Here is a 19730-nt window from a genome sequence, read left to right as displayed (position 1 = left end):
GTGTGTGCAATAACGGTTTAAAACCTGTGATAACTTTCGTTATCTTGATTTTAAAGACGTTAAAAAATGGTAATACTACTAATATTAAAAACTAATGCTTAAATACTCTGTAACTGCCAATGATTATCTCTAAAGCTCAAAAGATGCGTCATATCAGAGGGACGATCTTCTGCATTCAATGGCATGGTGACGCGATAGCCTTGCTCACGTAAACTCTCAACCTGCTGTAGCAGTATCTGTCTCTGTTCTTGGTTCGCACTGCTCAATGCTTCATAGTCGACCAATACGATGATTGGTGTCTCAAGCTGCGTGTGTGCAAGCAAACGACTGACATCCATACTAAAGCCCGTGGCTTCACGTGGCTGATTGATTGCTAACTGATTGCCACTTTGCATACCATCGAAACGACCGCCACGTACCAGAGGTTGCGTCTCACTATTGATATAGCCGTTGAACACAATACCCGTGTGGTAATGATAGCCTGATAATTCCGTCACATCGATACTCACAGGGCATTGCCACTGGTCTTGTAGATGTGTTTTTAGACGTTGTAATTCATTGATAGCAGTCGCGACTTGCGTGTCCTGCTGTGCAGTCTCTGACAATCTCGCCAATAGATTGGTAATATCATGACCAAAACGTGCCAAAGCATAAAAATCATCACCCATTGACAATAACTGGCAGACACGCTTTAGCTCTGGTAGATTTTTATTGGCATATAAATGCATGAGTTGTTCAGTGTCATTATCAGACAACGCTGCCAACTCAGCCAAGCGTTTGAATATCGCCACATGACCCAAGTCTATATGCAGCGTCGCACTCATATTTAGCTTATTTATCATGCCAAACAACACATCTATCAGCTCAATATCTGCGGCAAGTGAAGCACAGCCAAATATTTCAGCACCGAGCTGCAAAGGCGTACGTGAGCCAAACAGCCCTGATGGCAAGGTATGAATCACATCACCTGCATAGCAATAACGCGCAATACCTGTGCCGCCCCAATGCGCATCAATACGCAAAATCTGCGGGGTAATATCCGCACGCAGACCCATCAAGCGACCCGTTAGCTGATCGATAATCTTGAAAGTTTGACGCTTTAAATCTTCTGAGGCGCCACTCAACAATGACTCTGTAAATTCAATCATTGGTGGATTGACCAACTGATAACCATGAGCAATAAGCTGCTGAGTCAGCTGATACCTAAGCACTTCTTGCTTACGCGCATCTTCGAACAGCACATCCACCACCCCATCAGGCAACAACCAGCTATTGGCAACGTCGCTGGCAAAGTTGTTTAAATATGGCATGCTAGTAGAGGTAGCAGTGTTTTCAGCAGGCTGAGCCGCCGCTTCATTAGTCGTATTTAACTGGGCAAGTTTTGCAGAATCAGAACTGACAGACACAATAAATCCTTGTTTGGCGTATCGCTTACCAAAAACGCGGTACTGATGCGGTACTTAAAGGTTATATTTACAATTGCATTGACGCCATGCATTTTTATTTTTAACGCGCAACATCATTGACCCAATTATTTATAAACAAACTAGGTAGCCGCAAAAGGGTGAGTAATAAGTATAATTTAGAATGATAAGACGAGTATCTTTATGCGCTAATAAACGGCGTTAAATAATCAAGGCACTTTATGCTTTAGTTTAGCATAGCAGCCAAGGTTCGCCTAGTGACAATTAGCCACAATTACTATCTAATTACGTCTTATCAGCACTTAATCTATGAAGGTTATCTATAGACTATATAAGTAATCGTTGACTCAAAAATGGTTACCATCATTTTATATGATAAAGAAAATAATGAGCAAAGTGAGAACAACGCCTTCGATACCGACTCATGGTACACTAAGCCATATTTTTATCTCGGAAGCCTTATGTCATCTGATTACCACCCAAACCCTGCCAACAATCAAGCCAACGTTTTAGGTACGGCACTTGCCAGCTGCTGCTTTGACCCTATTACCGGTTATTACCGCAATGGCTTTTGCCATACTGGCAACCATGACGTCGGTCAGCACACCGTATGCGCCAAGATGACTAGCGAGTTTTTGAACTTTTCTGCCAGTCGCGGCAATGATTTGATTACGCCGCTACCTGAGTATGGATTTTCTGGTCTTAAGCCTGGTGATTATTGGTGCATTTGTGCGTTACGCTGGGTTGAAGCTTTGGACTTTGATATTGCCCCGCAAATCAAACTAGAAGCTTGCCACGAAAGCTTATTGAGCTTGGTCGATATTGATACTTTGAAAAGTTACGCCCTTTAATAACGATCATTATTAACAACAATCATTATAAGTTCTGATTGTGACACGTTTTTTACTTTATAAAGGGAGGGTGTATGGAAAACAATAACGACCAGTTGATCAAAAAAACCGCGCGTATTGCACCTAACTCTAATATCAATCGTATTTACGCCGATATGAATGATGAACATCTCTATCTAGACAATGATGACAGCTATATCTATGGCGATGCTGATACCACCACTGAGGACACCATCGAGACCATGACGGTCTACGATCCTGACTCTGAACGCTATGAAGATATTGACTTGTCGAGTGCCGATGAAGTCGTCAATTGCTATGCTTATTCACGTAAGACCGGTGAAAACCTCGATAAATTAGCGCTAAACGATGTTAGTCGTGCCTTAAATAATAATGGTCAGTTTATTTGGCTTGGTCTCTATGATCCAAGCCTAGAAACCATGGTCAAAGTCAAAGAAGCCTTTGGGCTACATGAGTTGGCGATTGAGGATGCATTTGCCGATCACCAGCGTGCCAAAGTTGAGAACTACGACAATGACATGGTGTTTGTGGTATTGCGTACCGCTAAGCTTGAGGACAATGTCATTCGCTATGGTACCACCGCGATATTTATGGGCAAAAACTACCTGATTACCATCCGTAATGGTCCATCAAACTCCTACGCACCTGTCCGTGAGCATTGTCATCGTCGCCCTGAAAAGCTGCGTATGGGGCCGATATTTGTACTGCATGCTATTCTCGATTTTATCGTGGATAATTATATGCCGATTACCGATCGTTTAGGTCGCTATTTGCGTGAGCAAGAACGTTATGTGTTTACCTATGAGTTTGATAAAGGTACATTAAAAAACCTTTATGAGCTCAAATCGCAACTCGTACACATGCGGGCGATTATTTTACCGGTACAGGATATCTGTAGTTTTTTTATCAATCATAAAAAAAGCGAGATGGTCTCTGGGTTTTCTCAGGCAGCTAAGCCCTACTTCCGCGACGTCAATGACCATTTGCTGCACTCATTAGACGCTATTAATGGTCTAAATGAGATGCTGAGTGTGGTCATGAATACCTATATGGCCATGGTTAATATGGGACAGAACGAGGTGGTGCGTAAGCTTGCTGCTTGGGCAGGTATTTTAGCTGTACCGACGGCCATTGCAGGTATCTATGGTATGAACTTTGATTTTATGCCCGAGCTGCATTGGCAATATTCCTACTTTGTCATCATGCTCATCATTGGGTCATTATGTGGCTATTTATATTACAATTTTAAAAGACTTAAATGGTTATAACCAAAATTTATAGTTGATGTTTCATTGATAGTCAGCGTTCAGCTTTTAAAAACAGCATCCTTCATGGTGCTGTTTTTCCACTTTATTATTGATAATAATTCTTATTTGTAATACTATTCACATTTATTATTGCTAAACTCTTGCCGCCATTTCTATTATTCCAATGCCATCATATACGATTGACTCAGTCAATAGCACAAACCCTACAACCGTCGGATTTGTATGGGACGGTTTTGTTATTTTACGGCTGGCGTACTGACATATTGTCAATTTGCATCTATCGAGGTTTTTATGCGTTTATCCCGTCTTACTCAAGCTGTCGCGGTCGTTACCGCAGCCTTGATTCTTACTGCTTGTGGCAGTGATTCCGACACAGCCACTGCTATCATAGATGGAACACCGCCACTACTAACCACTGATAGCAACTTTACTGATGGCTATAGCGCGGTTGCCGCGGTATTTGTCTCAGGACAAGTACAAGATAGCAGCGGCGTTAAATCATTGACCTATATGCATAATAACGAATCAGCCCAGGCGCTAACGCTAGATACTGATGGTTATTTTGATGATCGTATTTTATTAACGCTAGGTAGCAATACCATTGTCTTAGAAGCCACAGACAATGCTGGTAATATCATGCGCTCAACCAAAACCATCTACGTAGGCGATACCATAGCGGCAGGTGGTTCGCATACCGCTGCCCTGCGTGATGGTCAGCTATATGGTTGGGGTCGCAACAATTATGGTCAAACAGGACTCGGTCTGACCACAAAAATCAGCGATATTATGGGACACCCAGACACGCCGATGCTAATGAACAGCGCACCAAAAGATTTGTTATCTATTGGTTTTAATCAAAATCATTCACTCGCTATTGCTCAAAATGGTCAAGTTTATAGTTGGGGCGAAGACAAATACGGGCAGCTGGGTCGCGATGATGGGGGTCGTAATGACTGTAGCAAGACTGCAGACTGTCGTTTGGATATCAGCGCGATCGAAGGTATCGAAAATGCCGTCATGGTCGCACCCGGCTATAGCCATAACTTGGTATTGACCGAAGAGGGTACGGTTTGGGCCTTTGGTGCCAATGGGTACGGTCAGCTTGGTAATAATACCAGCACGGATAGCAGCACCCCTGTCAAAGTTGACTTTACAGCAGCCACAGAGGCAGGACATATCGTGCAGGTAGTTGTCAGTGGGAATAGCTCTTATGCCTTAGATGACAAAGGTCAGGTTTGGGGTTGGGGTAGCGATGCTTACGCCAACCTTGGCAAAGGCAAAGTCTGTAACACTACAACCAACTGTATCAACGTCAATGCAACCCCTGTACGTATTCATGTCATTAATGAAACGATTAATAACGCCATTAATGCTAAGACAGATGACGCCACTCAAAAAACTGACGACCAACCCGCTATAGATGTAGAAAAAGTGACCCAATTGACGGCTGGCAAAGACCATATCTTAGCATTGACCAATAAAGACGCAGTGTATGGTTGGGGGTTAAATGCCACTAGTCAATTGGGCTACAATGGTGAGACATTTAATGGCAGCGAAAAGGCATGGGCAGATATCATTACCTCACCGACCAAACTGCCTTGGTTTACAGATAAAGAAGTTCGCCGCGTCTATGCCAATGGCAATGCCAGCTATGCGTTACTGGACAATGTCGCCACTAATAATGGCTCATCAACAACGGATGGTATTCTCTATGCATGGGGCATGTTTGGGGAGACAAATGGCGCAGGCAAGACCATTTACAACGACCTAGATGAACCAACCAATAAGCTGCCGAATCTAAAGAATATCGATAATATGGCCATGGGTGCCATGCATCTGATTGCTCATGAAAAATCGTTTGACCAAGATAATAATACCCTGAAAGCTGGTCATTTATTTACGTGGGGCTGGAGCTTTGAAGGCTCACTCGGCAACAAAGACACCACTCATATTTGGATGTATAACAACCCTATCCCAGTTGCTTTACCTAGTCAGCTATAAGTGTTTTAAGTATGACGAAGCGAACAGTGCATAGTTGGTTGAATTTCCTGTCATAAAATTCTCAAACAAGCAGCCTCGTTTGTGCTGCTTGTTTGAGTCAATACGCCTAACTATTGCGCGGTACCTTATCGCATAATCCTCAGGATATCCTCAATTAAATCGACAGCCCTCTAAATAAGCTGACGATGAAGATACATCCTAGCCCATTATATTTTAGCCATTTCAGGTCAGCCCATGTTTTTACGATCAAACTCGTCAACCATATCAAATTCTTCATTGTATACATCACCTCCTATCATACGTAACACACTACTCAGTGTAAGTATCGCGCTGCTGCTCACTGCTTGTGGTGGCTCAGATGATTCAAATAATTCCAGTAATGATGGCAATACTAATGCACCCAACCCACCCACTACTCCTGACACTCCAGAAATCGATACCAACTGGCAGCCAGCAGGTGGCAGTGCTACGATTGCCGCCAATGGATCACAGCCTTTTTTGCAAATCATGCCCAATCTACCGAGTAGCGCTTTAGGCGGGGTATCGCCTGGACGTGAGTTATTTATCACAGAGTGGACACCAGCAAATGAGGGTCGCGTACTATTCGATGGTGTGGGGCCACTGTTAAATGCCAATGCCTGTACCCAATGCCATAGCGCTGAAGGTCGCAAACCTATTTATGCAGCCAATGGTCAGCTAAGTGATGCGATTTTATTCCGGTTGGGTAATAAGCAAGGCCTGCCACATGCTTATTATGGTGAACAAATGCAGCATCAAAGTATTGCCACAAGTATCAATCCCGAAGGGAGCATGCGCTACGCAGCGATGCCCAGTCAAAATGATAAACCTGCTGGCATACAGTTTAGCTTTACTCCAACTGACCCTAATCAACTCTTAGGAAATACAGCGATTAGCGGACGTATCTCACCGCAATTGGTCGGCATGGGCTTGCTCGACCTGATTCCTGAAGCGAATATCATTGCGGCAGCTGACCCTGATGATAACAATCAAGACGGTATCAGTGGCCGCGTACATTGGGTACAAGATGGCAAACAGCAGCGCATTGGCCGCTTTGGATGGAAGGCGATTAACTCAAGCCTGCGTACCCAAAACGCCAATGCCATGTCGCAAGATATGGGTTTGACCACCTCGGTATTTATGGATCCTAACTGTACGGTAAATCAGCCTATTTGTTGGACAGCAGCGAATGGCGGCTCTCCAGAAGTTTCAGACAGCAGTCTAGACGCCGTGACCGATTTTATGACCGCCCTTGCCGTACCTGAAAGGCGAATAGACGATTTATCAGATTTTAATAAAGGAGCGCAACTATTTGCACAAGTCGGCTGTGCTGGCTGTCACACACCCAAGCAAAAAACAGGCAATAGTGATCGCTTCCCCCTCCTATCACAGCAAAACATTTATCCTTATACTGATTTATTACTGCATGACATGGGTGCTGGACTAGATGATAGCGTGAAAGAGAAAAATGCAGAAAGCTTTGAGTGGCGTACACCGCCATTGTGGGGAATTGGCATTGTGGCACGTGATCCAGAAGCGCGGTTTTTGCATGATGGTCGTGCCAGCAGCTTAACTGAAGCGATACTCTGGCATGGTGGTGAAGCAGAAAGTACAAAGACGCGTTTTACACAGTTATCCGCCACGCAAAAACAAACATTAATGACCTTCTTAAAGGGCATTTAACGCTCAAACAATAAAATGTGAGATTTAAGAAGGCAAAAAAGGGCGACCAGTGGTAACCCTTTTTTATGCTGCTATTTAATAGTTATTCACGGCGATGCTTGGTATGACTATCAGGCGCTTGAGCATTATCAGGTAATAGCGCTTTAATCGTTAAGTTTGCATGCTGTTTATCAAGATTGTCCTCTGGACGGCCAAACGTTTTTGCTGTCCAAGTCAATACTACGATAGAACCGCTCAATAGCATAATGGCCACAGAAATTGTCGCCAGCAGCCATAAATGGAAATAGTCTGAGACCGCCTGTACATCAACCACCAAATGTCGGGACAAAGCAGTAATCGCGATAAATATCAAAAACTGTACCGGCAGACGGTGTGTTTTAAAATAAATACCTATCATCGCCAGCAGCTCAAGGTAAATAAACAACATCAATATGTCTTTTAAATCCGCTGAGCCTTTTTGAACAATACCAACGAACTCTTTGCCAGCGGTCCAAACAACAACCACACTGATTAGAAATAAAATAACGTAATGACAGACATCGACAAACTCTCTACCGATACCTTGTAGTCGCTCATGAACACCTACGTTTTTTTTAGCCATGTTTAGGTCCTATCAACTGAGATGTGGTTGATTTAGCCTGAGTATATATTACCTCAGGCCCCTTATTTATCGGCAATCAGTATTCGTATGACTCTCTTTTTAGCCGATATTCAAACCGGCAGATTTTTCAGCAGCATCAACCGTTTGGCGAATAAGGGTATTAATGGTCATTGGACCCACGCCGCCCGGTACAGGCGTATAAGCACTGGCGATGTTTTCAACACCTTGCAACTCAATATCACCGACGCCGCCATTATCCGTTGGATGAAAGCCTGCATCGATAACCACAGCGCCCGCTTTGATCCAATTAGCTTTGATCAGTTCAGGCACGCCCACTGCCCCAACCACGATATCCGCACGCTTAATATGAGACTCTAAATCTTGTGTTCTTGAATGGCAAATCGTTACGGTGCAGTTGGCATTCAATAGCATCATCGCCATTGGTTTACCCAAGATGGCACTGCGACCTACAACTACGGCTTCCTTACCAGCAAGCTCGATATTATGATGCTCTAATAAGTGCATGATGCCTTGCGGGGTACATGAACCATAAGCAGATTGCTGCATCGCCATACGACCAAAGCCAAGACAGGTCACACCATCGACGTCTTTTGCCAAGTCAATCTGCTCAAAGCAAGCACGCTCATCGATATGTGCAGGCACTGGATGTTGTAGCAAGATACCATGGACGTCTGGATTGCTATTGAGTTCATCTATTTTCGCCATCAGCTCTTCAGTGGTCGTCGCACTTGGCATCTCAACGCGTATAGAATCCATGCTGACACGTTTACAAGCATTACCTTTCATACGTACATAAGTCGCAGAAGCGGGATCGTCGCCGACCAATATCGTCGCTAAGCTTGGGGTGCGTCCTGTTTTATTCTTGATAGCGTCTACACGCGTACTCAGTTGCTGTTCTATTTGTTTAGCAAGTGCTTTACCGTCCAAAACGGTAGCAGATCCTTGGGCAGTTGACATAGTAACTCCAATAGAGGGTGCGATAAAAAAAGAAAGACAGCGCCCGCAACTATTTGCATGCCTGTCTTATGCTTGATCAATGTATGATTAAGACTGATATTGTACCTGTCTGGGCTAAAAAATCCTAGCGTGAGATAAGACTTGGATACTTATAAGTTTCTATCACTCGCCAATCCAGCAATATCATGTCATTACCGATGCAACCTTGACAACCTTTACCGTTTTATAAGAAAGTCCAATCAAAAATAAAAGCCAATAGCTGCAACTATTTATAAATAATCAACACGCCTTAATAAGCGATATTCTCATATTACTGAATCATTGAAGCAAACACGCGATCGATTGCATCTATCGTTTGCGCGATTTCGGCAGTGGTTAAGGTAGGATGAACCAAAAACATTAAGCTAGTCTCTCCCAATTGTTTTGCTATTGGCAGTCTGTTTTCTGGACGCAAGCCTGTATCATCGAATGCTTTTTCTAAATATACCTCTGAGGCAGACCCTGAATAGCAAGGCACGCCTAGCGCATTTATTTCTTCAATGATGCGATCACGTGTCCAGCCCTCAGCTAGGTTATTTGGTTGCACATAAACATACAATTTATAATAGGCATGGGTAGAGTTTGGAAACTGATAATCTTGCTCTAATGTCGGCACCGATAGATAGCCTTTTTCTTCCCATTTAGCACATGCCTCTAATATCACTTGAGCATTAGCACTGCGCTTCGCTATCCAGTCACTCATATGTGCCAATTGAATACGCCCAATCACGCCTTGAATCTCGGTCATGCGCCAATTGGTGCCAAAGCTCTCATGTAGCCAATTATAGCCGGGCTGCTGCTCGGTCTCATAGACCGCCGCATAGCTTTTGCCATGGTCTTTATACGCCCACATTTTTCGCCATAGTTGCTCGTCATCAGTGGTGACCATACCGCCCTCGCCGCCTGTGGTCATGATCTTATCTTGGCAAAAACTCCACGCGCCAATATGACCGATACTGCCAACGCTACGACCTTTGTAGCGTGCACCATGAGCTTGTGCGCAGTCTTCAATGACATATAAGTTATGCCGATCTGCCAGTGCCATGATGCCATCCATATCACAGGGCCAACCTGCCAAATGCACACAGACGATGCCTTTGGTTTTGTCCGTCAATACCGCCGCTATCGACTCTGGAGTGATATTCCCTGTGGACTCATCAACATCCGCAAAAATGGGCGTCGCGCCTGCATTAACCACTGAGGAGATACTGGCAATAAAAGTACGCGGCGTCACAATAACTTCATCACCCACACCTATACCAAGTGCCTGTAATGCCGCGTCCAATGCCAAAGTTCCGTTGCCCAATGCAATTGCGTATTTGCTACCCGCCCAATCAGCGAACTCCTCTTCAAACTGACGGCATTCTTGCCCTGTCCAATAATTGACCTTGTTGGATAGCAATACTTGACTGACCGCATCCGCTTCTTGCTGAGTAAAACTAGGCCAAGGTGAAAAAGGAGTATTTAGCATGCGTTCCTCATCAAAGCGTGTTTTTATCGACGCTATTACCTGTGAATTTACTCATGGTCGCTTCACCATCAGCACTAATGCCATCTTTGATAATGACTTTTTTTACTGTTTTAACCAAGATCATAATGTCTAACCATAATGACTGATGATCGACATACCATGTGTCGAGCGTAAATTTTTCATGCCAACCAATCGCATTGCGACCATTAACTTGTGCGTATCCCGTAATACCCGGACGTACACGGTGGCGACGCGCTTGCTCATCATTATATAGGGGCAGATATTCCATTAATAGTGGTCGCGGTCCCACCAAACTCATATCACCTTTAATCACATTCCATAGTTCAGGCAGCTCATCGAGACTGCTATTACGCAAGGTCTTACCAAATGCCGTCAAACGCTCATCATCCTCTAAAGGATTACCCTCTGTATCGATAGTATCTTTCATCGAGCGAAACTTAATCATCTCAAACGGCTTGCCATTTAGACCAGGGCGAGTTTGTTTAAATATCACTGGTGATCCTAAGTTTTTTTTAACTTTATAAGCCGTAATAGCATAAACAGGAGATAGTATTACCAAGGCAGCCGTAGCAGCCGTAATGTCAAATAGTCGCTTTATCATTTTTCAGCCCGCCTTTTGTCGTTTACGCGGTCATCCCTATTACGTAAATAAAAACTTAAATAACTTTGCCACAATTGCTTGCGTTCAAAATTTGCAATGGCCCAGTCTCTTGCATCAGGATATCTCTTTTCAAATTCCTTATCAGTAGCAGCAGCACTGATCGCTTCGGCGACAGACGACATATCCTTAAAATTAAATTTTCGACCGCTGATACCTTCTTTGACACTATCTTTTACACCAACGACATCATAGGCAAAGGTTGGAACGGCGCAACTTGCTGCTTCAATAGCGACACTGCCAAACCCTTCACGATAGCTCAAAAATAAATGTAGATCAGCACACTGAAAAACCTCGTGTACATTTGGATTGGCTGGTATATATACACCTCTATTATCTTTGACAACTTTTTCAACGACTACTTTTCCTACGTCGTCTTCACAGTCTCCTATGAACATAAAGTAGACGTTTTCTTCTCTTAGTTTTTCGGATATATACTCAATATCTTTGAAGCCTTTATCATCACAAACTCGCCCTACCACGCAAATCACAAAGGTATTGTCAGGTATCTTGTACTTCTTTCTTAATGCCTCTTTTTCTAGCTGAGCCATAGGTTGCAGCAAATCAGTATCGATGCCGTTAAATGAGCCATTATCAACGACAGTTGCTTTGCTTTTTTTGAGGATATTTTCTGCTAGGCATACGCTGAGCAAAGATTCAGAAACAAATAAAACCTCGTGAGACAAGCCAAAACTTAATATATCCAGACCCTGAAACACCCTCTTTTTTAAACCTGAAAAATTCTCATAGGCTCTACCCACGCTAAAAGCAATTCGTCTCTTTTGAAATGTAACAGCACTTGCGATACTCCCTAACAACAAGGCTTTAGGCGTTAAATAAATCACCACATCAAAACGATTCGATAGCATATAACGGGTTAAAAGCGCGAGTGACTGAGCATCTTTAAACAAAGAAGGCTTACGCTGAAAATTTAAATTAATCACCTTGCCTATTTTGCGCTCACGTAAAATATCTAACTGCTGTTTATTTCCACCGCAGATTAAGGTGATATCAATATCCGCATGGTCTCTAATATATTCAAGCTGATCGCGATATAGCACATTAAATGACACCGCATCTGTCATTAGAAAGCATATCTTTAATGTCATTTCAGCACCTCAGTATTTTTTATATATTATTTTATCAGTGACGTTTTATAAACAATATCATTTAGCACAAATACTATTTACCACTGACTGATGATTATTTCTTAGCGTGTCAGATATTGTTAATTTATTTCTTTTATTGGCTATCTTTTGTAATAATCCTATCGAATCTAAAAAAGTGACTGTTGTCAGTTTTGCTGATAATTTCAAAGAACCTAAATAACTGTTTCCCTTATATTCACAGTACGTTTTAAAACTGTCTTTATATGATCTGGTTATTTTAGATAACGATAAATTCCCTTCTTCTCTATAATAGTATAATAAATCAGGCAATACCGCTAAATTTAAATCTTGATTTGAGATAGCTCTACACCACAAATCGTAATCTTCAGACCTTGGATAGTTTTCATTATATTTATTTCGTTCGTACCAACTCTTTTTTGCCAAAACAGCAGCATGCACAATAGGATACGCAGCGGCTATTTCTTTAAATTCCGTGTAAATTTGATCGACATGACGACAACCATAAACTTTATTAAAATTATCAATAGACACGACACCTGTAGAAACCAAATCATAATTTGGATTTTTTTCTAAAAAACTTAATTGAATTGCCAGTCTATCTGGATGTATTAGATCATCGGCATCCATGCGCGCTATATAATCATAGTTCGCTTCTTCAATAAGCTGATTTAATCGAGCAGGCAGTTTTTTGTTTATGCCATCAGCAATGACCTTTATTCTATGATCAGCCTCTTCAAAACGCTTAGCGATGGCCAATGACGCATCAGTAGAGCCATCATCAATTAATATAAGCTCCCATAACTCATGCGTTTGAGCCAATATGGATTTGATAGCATCTTCCAAGTACGCTTCAGCATTATAAATGGGAATACCAATGGATATATATGTCTGATTTTTCATTAGAAAACCTCAAATATCGGATTGATAATATATGGACTCAAGTTACTAAATCTCGATGTCGTCAAGACAAAATACATGAGAAAAATAATGATACTCGCTATATATAAATAAATATTATTAATTCTTTTTAAAATCATAGGCAGTATCAAAACCAATGTCCATGTAAAATACGCAAGCAGCCTTTGAGGACCTGAAGGACTGGTGCCTAACATCGCTAACGGTATGATAAAAACCACGCCTGATGCATAAAACGTTATTAGTTTTTGAAAATCTTTGTCTTTAATTTTATACAGATAACTGATCAAGATGATTAAAATCATGATAGCTGTATAAAAACCAAGCGTTAAAAACCCGCCTGCTTCATCGGATGCTTTCGCATAACCCTCGTATCTATCGTTAGTAGAAGAAATATAAGCGACCAATACCCCACTCACTAATAGCGACCCTAAAAATGTTGCCAAAATTTTATATAAGGGCTTTATTCTTAAATTGACGATAAAATAAAATGGAATCATAAATAATGCGGTTACATGGAACAATGAAGCAATTGCACAAATCAGCAGGTATGGAACAAATCGTTTTTCTAACAGATAAGGAATGGTCAAGGTAAAGATCGCCATTGCCAATCCTTGACGCAGTCCATTAAAAGAAAAAGTATAAACGCCTAATGTAATGAATAAAAATACGGAAAACCAATAATTTACGCTGTATTTTTTAATCACTCTAAGATAGCAATAGACAATAATTAAACTGGTAATGACAAGCAGCCAAAAATAATGAGTGGTCATACGTAACAACGCATACTCTAATAACTGATAACCGAACTCAATGTCTTCGTTGAACCTAAAGTATTCGGCATTCAATTGGCTGTTGAAATTTCTCGTATAGTTTCCTGTATCCGTACCGACTCGGTAGCTACGAAGACCTGCAAACACTGTCAATATAATTAGCGGCAGCCAAAAAGACGTACGATTGAGAGATTTTTTCTCCAGTACGATCCAAAAAATAACAAGGCTAAGAACCAGCAGGTATGGAAGCATTTAACCCTCTATAAAAGTAGATGTCGTCAATCTTATATAAATCGGATGCGGTGGCAGGTTTACACCGTCTAGTATCTATAGCCTTCCTATTCACCTCGATTTTTTTCTTATTCCGTCCAAACTACCTTGGAACAACTATAGATAAGAAGCAACCACTCCGTCACATACTCAAGTACTTTTGCATTAGTATTTGCGCGTTGGTAGCAGCACTAAATCCATATAAATTCAGCGCTGTGGTTATGTCTTTTTCATTGGGCTTTGGCTGTTTAGGCGCTAATAAGCAATCAACCCAATCCTTGGCTGAGTGAATCGGTAAAAACTGTACTAATCCAAGTCCTAAATCTACTTCAGGCGATACTTGGTCAGAAACCAACGCCTTTAACCCAACTGTTTGGCTCTCGACCAAGACGACAGGGAAACCCTCGTGCAACGAAGGCATAATCATATAGTCGGCGCTGGCCATTAATTCTGTGATATCCGTACGCATCCCCAAAAACTTGACTGTATCTAGGAGTGACTTATCTGCTACTTGTTGCCTGAGCCTCATATCCAATGAACCTTGTCCAACAATGTATAAGGTAAAAGCGATTTGACGTTTTTTTAACTGCTCAGCGATCTCTAAAGAAAACTGATGGTTTTTAACCTCATTTAGACGACCAACTTGGATGATTTTTAGCCCCTCATCGCCAAATTCTTTACCGAGATACTGTCTTGATTGGTTAGCGACTGTCATCATCTGCTGTATGTCAACAGCATTGGGCAATAGCCACACGTCTTTTATGCTGCCAAATAGGTAATTTGCCGCTTGTCCACCGCAACTCATTTTATCCGTGGCCAATTTACGATTGGTAATGAATGCCCACTGTTCATATATTTTTTTAACAATATTGGTTTTACCATTACTGGTGCTATGAGAATGTGAAATGCGATGCGGCACGCCAGCACCTTTAGCAGCCAGCAGATGAAAAGCATTGTTTAATAGCATATGAGCATGAACGATTTGATAGTCAGGGTGTTGTTTAAGGAAGTTTTTAAGCTGCCACATACGCGCTAATGAATGATCCGCTAAAATCGGTATAATCCTACCGCCTAGCGCTATTATTTCAGCATCATAGTCACCGACCTCGTCGGTAAAAGTGATAAAATCAAACTGAATCTGGCTATGATCTATATGGCGATATAGATTCATGAGCATGGTCTCTGCCCCAGCCCGATCCATTTTTCCCACGATGTGCAGCACTCTCTGAATAGTCATCTCTTTACCTATTAAGAAGCCATAAAACCAAACGTATTTTTCAAAACTATTCTGAATCTGCTTGCTCTTGACCTTTAACCCTTGCTCTTTTGTCTAGCGCTTGACGAAGCACCTGTAACATCAGCAAGGCAACTTGCGTCGGCATACGTACGATATTACTAATCATCATATTTCTTACGGTCAAATCGCTCTTATAACCCTTTAGTCGTAACGTTTTATCTGCTTTTTTAGCTTGTGCTACTGCAGCTGATAAATAGTCATTATCTATACGAGTAAGGATAATCCAATGACTTTGTTTAATTTTATTGGCGAGCGTTTTTTTAACCTCATCCGCTTGATAGTCCTCTACTAAACTGATGACTTCTGCATGGATAACGAAAAGGTCTAATAGCTTTTTATCTGTTGACCCTGTGATCGACGTGCCACGCTGTCTGTATAGATAAAAATCAATGGGCAGGTGATACTTAATATTAGTAGCTAAGCCAAGATGCCAATGAAAAGGCCAATCTTCGTAGTACAGACCCACTGGGAACTGTAACGAGGCCGACCGCACTGCGCTAGATTTAATAAATTTGAGCCATGCAAAATGCGGTAAGCTAAAATATGAGCCGTCTATTTTGGTTGCCTCAAATGCTAAATTGCTAGCGGGATACGGCAGATCTGTCTCTGTGATGCCATCTTTGAATGGTGTAAAGCCATACGTCACGCCCTCTGCGTGCGTGGTGAGCGCACAATCCACACACGCTGCCACCAATCGAGAGTCTATAATGTCATCAGAATCAACGAACATCATATATTCGCCTATCGCAGACTTGATACCAGTATTACGTGCCGCAGAAAGACCGCTGTTTTTATGATGCTGAATGACTTTTATACGCTCATCTATGAGATGTGACGCGAGTGCTTGGTTTGAATCATCAGTGGAGCAATCTTCTACAACGATAATTTCAATATTCTGATAAGTCTGCTGCTTAATGGATGCCAAGCAAGCATCGATATATGACGCAACGTTATACACTGGTACGATGACACTCACTAATGGCGTTTCGATAGTCGTCATATCGCTACCAGCGCTTTTTTTAGGTCATCATACTCAGCTATATCAACTGGAGACTCATCCATCGTACCGTGAGGCAGGGACAGGAGGCTATCGATGAATGTTGCAATATCAGCAATCTCTTCCAATTCTAAAAACACCAGCCTTGGATGACCGCCTAACCAGTCCAACTGCGTCTGTCTTATCTTATGATTGGCGTTCGGGAGTACCAAGCACGGCGTACCCGATAGCAAACATAAAATCATGCCATGCAGCCGGTCAGTCACGACCAATTTTGCAGCACGGAATTGACTAAGCTTGTCCGTCAGTAATTTTGTGCAATGTGCCTCATCGAGTTGCGAACCACCAGCGTGTGTATCGGTCTTTTCAATCTGATAGCCAGTATCTGCTAAGGCTTTGTCTATCATGGCGTATTGCTCAGCTGATAATGCGGCTTCTTTGTCATCTCGTAAGCAGCGCAAAATACCTGAAGGCGCTAAGCAATCTGTCGTACCCAGCACTGTGGCATTAGCGCTCATCACAATATCTGGTACGAGACCAATATGCACATTACTGTACTCAGCAAAAAGCTCGATGAGTTTTGCCGCTGTTATCGACTCTCTGGCAAAAACATGTATATCTGGATGCTTGGCGTAGACTTTTACAATACGCTGCAAGGCACGTTTAGATTGAATAGAATCATTCCAATCTAGTGTCTGAGGAAAACAAACGATACGATTGGCAGGAAATGACTTGATGACTAATTGGCGCAGCTCCTCAATATCAGGATACGTGCCACCCATATTACCGCCGCCGATGATAGTAACGATATCCGTCTCTTTTATTTGCTGTTTAATGGCATTGAGCACAAATCTGGTTTGACTGATAGCCACACTAACAACATCATAATCCGTCAGCACACGTTGCAAATACTGCTTTTGCGCGTGAGAAATAGCAATATCACCAATATTGCCATAGTCGGCGGCAAGAAAAATAAAGCACCGTTTACCAGTTGGTAACGGTAAACTTCTCGCTCCCATATAGGCGGCTAAGTGTTTTTTTAATCTGAGCGGAATGAGCTTTTTTATAGCAGCAATATTCATTTTTAATGCTCCCTTATTCGTTTCTCATTAACAGCTTTTTCACCCACATACGACGCCTTGAGCCAACAGGAAACAATTTATTCAAGTTAGGAGGCGGTTTACGTTTGAGTGCTTTTTCAATGTATGGCAGCCATTCAAGACCTCTACCCGTTTTAATCATCTCATGACGAATTAACTTCCAATCTATGCTGACAGCCCTGCCCTTTAGAGCCATTGATTTAAAAAGTGATGAGTCCATGGGCTCGCTAAAACATTGAGGGTTATCTATACCTGCAACCAAAAAATTGAGACGCGTCCTAACACATTTTTCACAGCGACCACAGTTGCTATCATTTTGATCACCCGCCCAACAGACACGTAAATTCTCTATACCCAATGGCCATTCTGCAAGCGCTTGAAGCTTCTCTGAACGACTAAAGCCTGCACCATCATGAATGAGTCTAAAGTCGCCAGAACTTAGCAGCGGGTCAGTGATGGGGTGTGAGCCCCAAGGACTAATTAATACATCATAAGAATCGCCGCTACCAATGAGCCCAATTCCTACATATCGTTTCAAGCCGCATAATACTGAGGCAATAGCAGCAGCATGATAGTCTTCCCAGTTGATAGACCAAAGCGTGCGAATATTTGTCTCAACTGGCAATAGCTCGATATTGATATCTGCGAGTGTGTTTGCCGCTATTTTTGCTGCACTGGCAAAGCCTTCTGTATCATCTAGAGGTATATCAAAGCCATGCACAAAAACCCCTGCTTTAATATTTCGTGTGGCGTATCCTGCTCTGCCTGTCGCATGACGATAAGCGGTAAACTGAGCATCAACGCCACCAGAAAATGCAGCAATCGCACCATCTACTTGTACGTCGCTCTCTCTAATACGATCAACTTGTATATCAATCAAAAAATAACGCTCTGGCAACCACTTATTCCAAACATACTGTAGCTCTGTCAGGTTGGCTAATAGCTCATGCGACACGCTACCATGCACATGAATGGCTGCTCGCATCTGCATCGCGGGCAACAATGTGGCCAGTAAATAAGCATCACAATCATCGTCTTCTGGCATTGGCAAGTTCGCTGGATATAAAAACCACAATGCCTTCTCAGTCATTTGCCCGCTAGCTGTTGTCTGTTGCAGTAAACAACAGCGCTTTTGACCCTTCTCGTCACTGCGTAAAGGCTGAGGCAACAAATCAATATTAAGCATATTTTTTCACCTTTGCTTTAGACCAAGACAGTTGAAGAAAAACCAGCGTCATAACATACCAACGCCGTGAAAAACATGAAATCAAGATACGAATGCCACGTGCAGGATGTCGTTGATAATAATGCGGCAAACAGTTCTGATAGACGAAAGACTGGCGTATTTTAACCAGCTCTGCACGACGCTTTTTCATATCGATATGCGCCAAATTATTAAGTAAATATGGCAGAATATGCTCGACATAACTACGAGCAAAGTCCGATAATAGCACTTGCTTCTCAGTAGCACTGATCGACCAATCATGTATCCTGACTCTGGCTGTATAGTCCGCTTCAATGGACTCCAGAAGCCCTGATTTATATTGTGAGCTTGTTATAGAGGTCGCATTTTCATAGTAGTTGTATGGACAGTCTGGCAGCACCGATAAACGATTCGCTTTGCTTAGACATGCGATATTAAAAATACCATCCTCACCAAATTTGACGTCGCTATCGAAACGCAGCTCTGCAATTAAATTTTTGCTATACACCTTGGTGCAGGCGTACCAATATATATGTCTATTCTCTGTCACTCTCAGTTGTAGCATTTCGATATCTTGCCGTGAGTATTCTGCCTCACTATTAGGACGCTCAATAACAGAGCCATCCAGCATCATGCGTTTATGACCAAATGCCAACATCTCGACATCTCGATCTACAGCTTGTTCAAAGACAAAATCAAAATACCAATCATCAATGGTGTCATCCGCGTCTATAAAAACGATGTAATTGCCGGTTGCGATATCGAGCCCAGTATTACGAGCCTCTGCCACGCCTGCATTTTTTTGATATTTCACCGTAATCCATGACCTAGCACTCGCCCAGCTATGCAATAGGCTAGCAGTATGATCTTTAGAACCATCGTCAATGACTATCAGTTCAATGTCGTGATTCTTTTTCGCAACGTCAATACTATTAATACAACGATCAATAGTAGCAGCGGCATTAAATGCAGCGATAATGACTGAAATCATAGTGAGCCTCTCAAGTTGA

The 19730-nt window shown here is 42.3% G+C and carries 17 protein-coding genes; 4 read left to right on the top strand and 13 right to left on the bottom strand.

From position 1 onward, the window contains the following. Positions 1 to 98 precede the first annotated feature (98 nt). Positions 99 to 1406: an ATP phosphoribosyltransferase regulatory subunit gene (locus tag JMW64_RS04225; protein ID WP_201553545.1), complete on the bottom strand. Its 1308-nt coding sequence runs from the start codon at positions 1404 to 1406 to the stop codon at positions 99 to 101. A gap of 479 nt (positions 1407 to 1885) precedes the next feature. Here JMW64_RS04225 and JMW64_RS04220 point away from each other — a divergent pair, with 479 nt between their 5' ends. From JMW64_RS04220 to JMW64_RS04205, 4 genes are all read left to right on the top strand, one after another. Then, positions 1886 to 2275 carry a DUF2237 family protein gene (locus JMW64_RS04220; protein WP_045451983.1) on the top strand — a complete coding sequence of 130 codons (390 nt, stop codon included), beginning with the start codon at positions 1886 to 1888 and terminating at the stop codon, positions 2273 to 2275. A 74-nt stretch (positions 2276 to 2349) separates the two neighbouring features. Beyond that, positions 2350 to 3564, top strand: coding sequence for a magnesium/cobalt transporter CorA (corA, locus tag JMW64_RS04215; protein WP_055124484.1), 1215 nt, complete (start codon positions 2350 to 2352; stop codon positions 3562 to 3564). A gap of 291 nt (positions 3565 to 3855) precedes the next feature. After that, positions 3856 to 5565, top strand: coding sequence for an RCC1 domain-containing protein (locus JMW64_RS04210; RefSeq protein WP_201553544.1), 1710 nt, complete (start codon positions 3856 to 3858; stop codon positions 5563 to 5565). A 234-nt stretch (positions 5566 to 5799) separates the two neighbouring features. Then, entirely contained in the window at positions 5800 to 7266 is a 1467-nt protein-coding gene (locus JMW64_RS04205) for a di-heme oxidoredictase family protein (RefSeq protein WP_201553543.1), read from the top strand. An 82-nt stretch (positions 7267 to 7348) separates the two neighbouring features. On the opposite strand, the gene JMW64_RS04200 is transcribed toward JMW64_RS04205, so the two are convergent. From JMW64_RS04200 to JMW64_RS04145, 12 genes are all read right to left on the bottom strand, one after another. Then, a complete protein-coding gene (locus JMW64_RS04200) occupies positions 7349 to 7867 on the bottom strand; it encodes a phosphate-starvation-inducible protein PsiE (protein ID WP_045451736.1) in 519 nt (172 codons plus the stop codon). Positions 7868 to 7966: 99 nt separating this feature from the next. Beyond that, positions 7967 to 8845: a bifunctional methylenetetrahydrofolate dehydrogenase/methenyltetrahydrofolate cyclohydrolase FolD gene (folD, locus tag JMW64_RS04195; protein ID WP_201553542.1), complete on the bottom strand. Its 879-nt coding sequence runs from the start codon at positions 8843 to 8845 to the stop codon at positions 7967 to 7969. A gap of 310 nt (positions 8846 to 9155) precedes the next feature. Then, complete coding sequence (locus JMW64_RS04190) at positions 9156 to 10355, bottom strand: DegT/DnrJ/EryC1/StrS family aminotransferase (protein WP_201553541.1); 1200 nt, start codon at positions 10353 to 10355, stop codon at positions 9156 to 9158. 10 nt (positions 10356 to 10365) lie between these two features. Next, a complete protein-coding gene (locus tag JMW64_RS04185) occupies positions 10366 to 10977 on the bottom strand; it encodes a sugar transferase (protein ID WP_201553540.1) in 612 nt (203 codons plus the stop codon). Next, complete coding sequence (locus JMW64_RS04180) at positions 10974 to 12143, bottom strand: glycosyltransferase (protein ID WP_201553539.1); 1170 nt, start codon at positions 12141 to 12143, stop codon at positions 10974 to 10976. The genes JMW64_RS04185 and JMW64_RS04180 overlap by 4 nt, the downstream gene beginning before the upstream one ends. Before the next feature lie 57 nt (positions 12144 to 12200). Beyond that, a complete protein-coding gene (locus JMW64_RS04175) occupies positions 12201 to 13064 on the bottom strand; it encodes a glycosyltransferase family 2 protein (RefSeq protein ID WP_201553538.1) in 864 nt (287 codons plus the stop codon). Beyond that, positions 13064 to 14104 carry an EpsG family protein gene (locus JMW64_RS04170; protein ID WP_201553537.1) on the bottom strand — a complete coding sequence of 347 codons (1041 nt, stop codon included), beginning with the start codon at positions 14102 to 14104 and terminating at the stop codon, positions 13064 to 13066. Before JMW64_RS04170 ends, JMW64_RS04175 begins: the two co-directional genes overlap by 1 nt. Positions 14105 to 14264: 160 nt before the next feature. Then, positions 14265 to 15359 (bottom strand): glycosyltransferase, encoded by a 1095-nt coding sequence (locus JMW64_RS04165; RefSeq protein WP_227694055.1) that lies wholly within the window; start codon positions 15357 to 15359, stop codon positions 14265 to 14267. A gap of 46 nt (positions 15360 to 15405) precedes the next feature. Continuing rightward, positions 15406 to 16419, bottom strand: a complete 1014-nt coding sequence (locus tag JMW64_RS04160; protein ID WP_201553536.1) for a glycosyltransferase family 2 protein — start codon at positions 16417 to 16419, stop codon at positions 15406 to 15408. Further along, positions 16416 to 17498, bottom strand: a complete 1083-nt coding sequence (locus JMW64_RS04155) for a polysaccharide pyruvyl transferase family protein (RefSeq protein WP_201553535.1) — start codon at positions 17496 to 17498, stop codon at positions 16416 to 16418. The genes JMW64_RS04160 and JMW64_RS04155 overlap by 4 nt, the downstream gene beginning before the upstream one ends. A 13-nt stretch (positions 17499 to 17511) precedes the next feature. Further along, entirely contained in the window at positions 17512 to 18702 is a 1191-nt protein-coding gene (locus JMW64_RS04150) for a hypothetical protein (RefSeq protein WP_201553534.1), read from the bottom strand. Further along, a complete protein-coding gene (locus tag JMW64_RS04145) occupies positions 18695 to 19711 on the bottom strand; it encodes a glycosyltransferase family 2 protein (RefSeq protein ID WP_201553533.1) in 1017 nt (338 codons plus the stop codon). Before JMW64_RS04145 ends, JMW64_RS04150 begins: the two co-directional genes overlap by 8 nt. Positions 19712 to 19730 lie beyond the last annotated feature (19 nt).

Source organism: Psychrobacter immobilis (assembly GCF_904846065.1).
Lineage (GTDB): Bacteria > Pseudomonadota > Gammaproteobacteria > Pseudomonadales > Moraxellaceae > Psychrobacter > Psychrobacter immobilis_H.
This window is presented reverse-complemented; position numbering and strand designations above follow the sequence as displayed.

Excerpts from the sequence above, each read along its gene's own strand:
- JMW64_RS04220 (WP_045451983.1), top strand. The coding sequence starts at position 1,886 with ATGTCATCTGATTACCACCCAAACCCTGCCAACAATCAAGCCAACGTT.
- corA (WP_055124484.1), top strand. The coding sequence starts at position 2,350 with ATGGAAAACAATAACGACCAGTTGATCAAAAAAACCGCGCGTATTGCA.
- JMW64_RS04210 (WP_201553544.1), top strand. The coding sequence starts at position 3,856 with ATGCGTTTATCCCGTCTTACTCAAGCTGTCGCGGTCGTTACCGCAGCC.
- JMW64_RS04205 (WP_201553543.1), top strand. The coding sequence starts at position 5,800 with ATGTTTTTACGATCAAACTCGTCAACCATATCAAATTCTTCATTGTAT.
- JMW64_RS04200 (WP_045451736.1), bottom strand. The coding sequence starts at position 7,867 with ATGGCTAAAAAAAACGTAGGTGTTCATGAGCGACTACAAGGTATCGGT.
- folD (WP_201553542.1), bottom strand. The coding sequence starts at position 8,845 with ATGTCAACTGCCCAAGGATCTGCTACCGTTTTGGACGGTAAAGCACTT.
- JMW64_RS04190 (WP_201553541.1), bottom strand. The coding sequence starts at position 10,355 with ATGCTAAATACTCCTTTTTCACCTTGGCCTAGTTTTACTCAGCAAGAA.
- JMW64_RS04185 (WP_201553540.1), bottom strand. The coding sequence starts at position 10,977 with ATGATAAAGCGACTATTTGACATTACGGCTGCTACGGCTGCCTTGGTA.
- JMW64_RS04180 (WP_201553539.1), bottom strand. The coding sequence starts at position 12,143 with ATGACATTAAAGATATGCTTTCTAATGACAGATGCGGTGTCATTTAAT.
- JMW64_RS04175 (WP_201553538.1), bottom strand. The coding sequence starts at position 13,064 with ATGAAAAATCAGACATATATATCCATTGGTATTCCCATTTATAATGCT.
- JMW64_RS04170 (WP_201553537.1), bottom strand. The coding sequence starts at position 14,104 with ATGCTTCCATACCTGCTGGTTCTTAGCCTTGTTATTTTTTGGATCGTA.
- JMW64_RS04165 (WP_227694055.1), bottom strand. The coding sequence starts at position 15,359 with ATGACTATTCAGAGAGTGCTGCACATCGTGGGAAAAATGGATCGGGCT.
- JMW64_RS04160 (WP_201553536.1), bottom strand. The coding sequence starts at position 16,419 with ATGACGACTATCGAAACGCCATTAGTGAGTGTCATCGTACCAGTGTAT.
- JMW64_RS04155 (WP_201553535.1), bottom strand. The coding sequence starts at position 17,498 with ATGAATATTGCTGCTATAAAAAAGCTCATTCCGCTCAGATTAAAAAAA.
- JMW64_RS04150 (WP_201553534.1), bottom strand. The coding sequence starts at position 18,702 with ATGCTTAATATTGATTTGTTGCCTCAGCCTTTACGCAGTGACGAGAAG.
- JMW64_RS04145 (WP_201553533.1), bottom strand. The coding sequence starts at position 19,711 with ATGATTTCAGTCATTATCGCTGCATTTAATGCCGCTGCTACTATTGAT.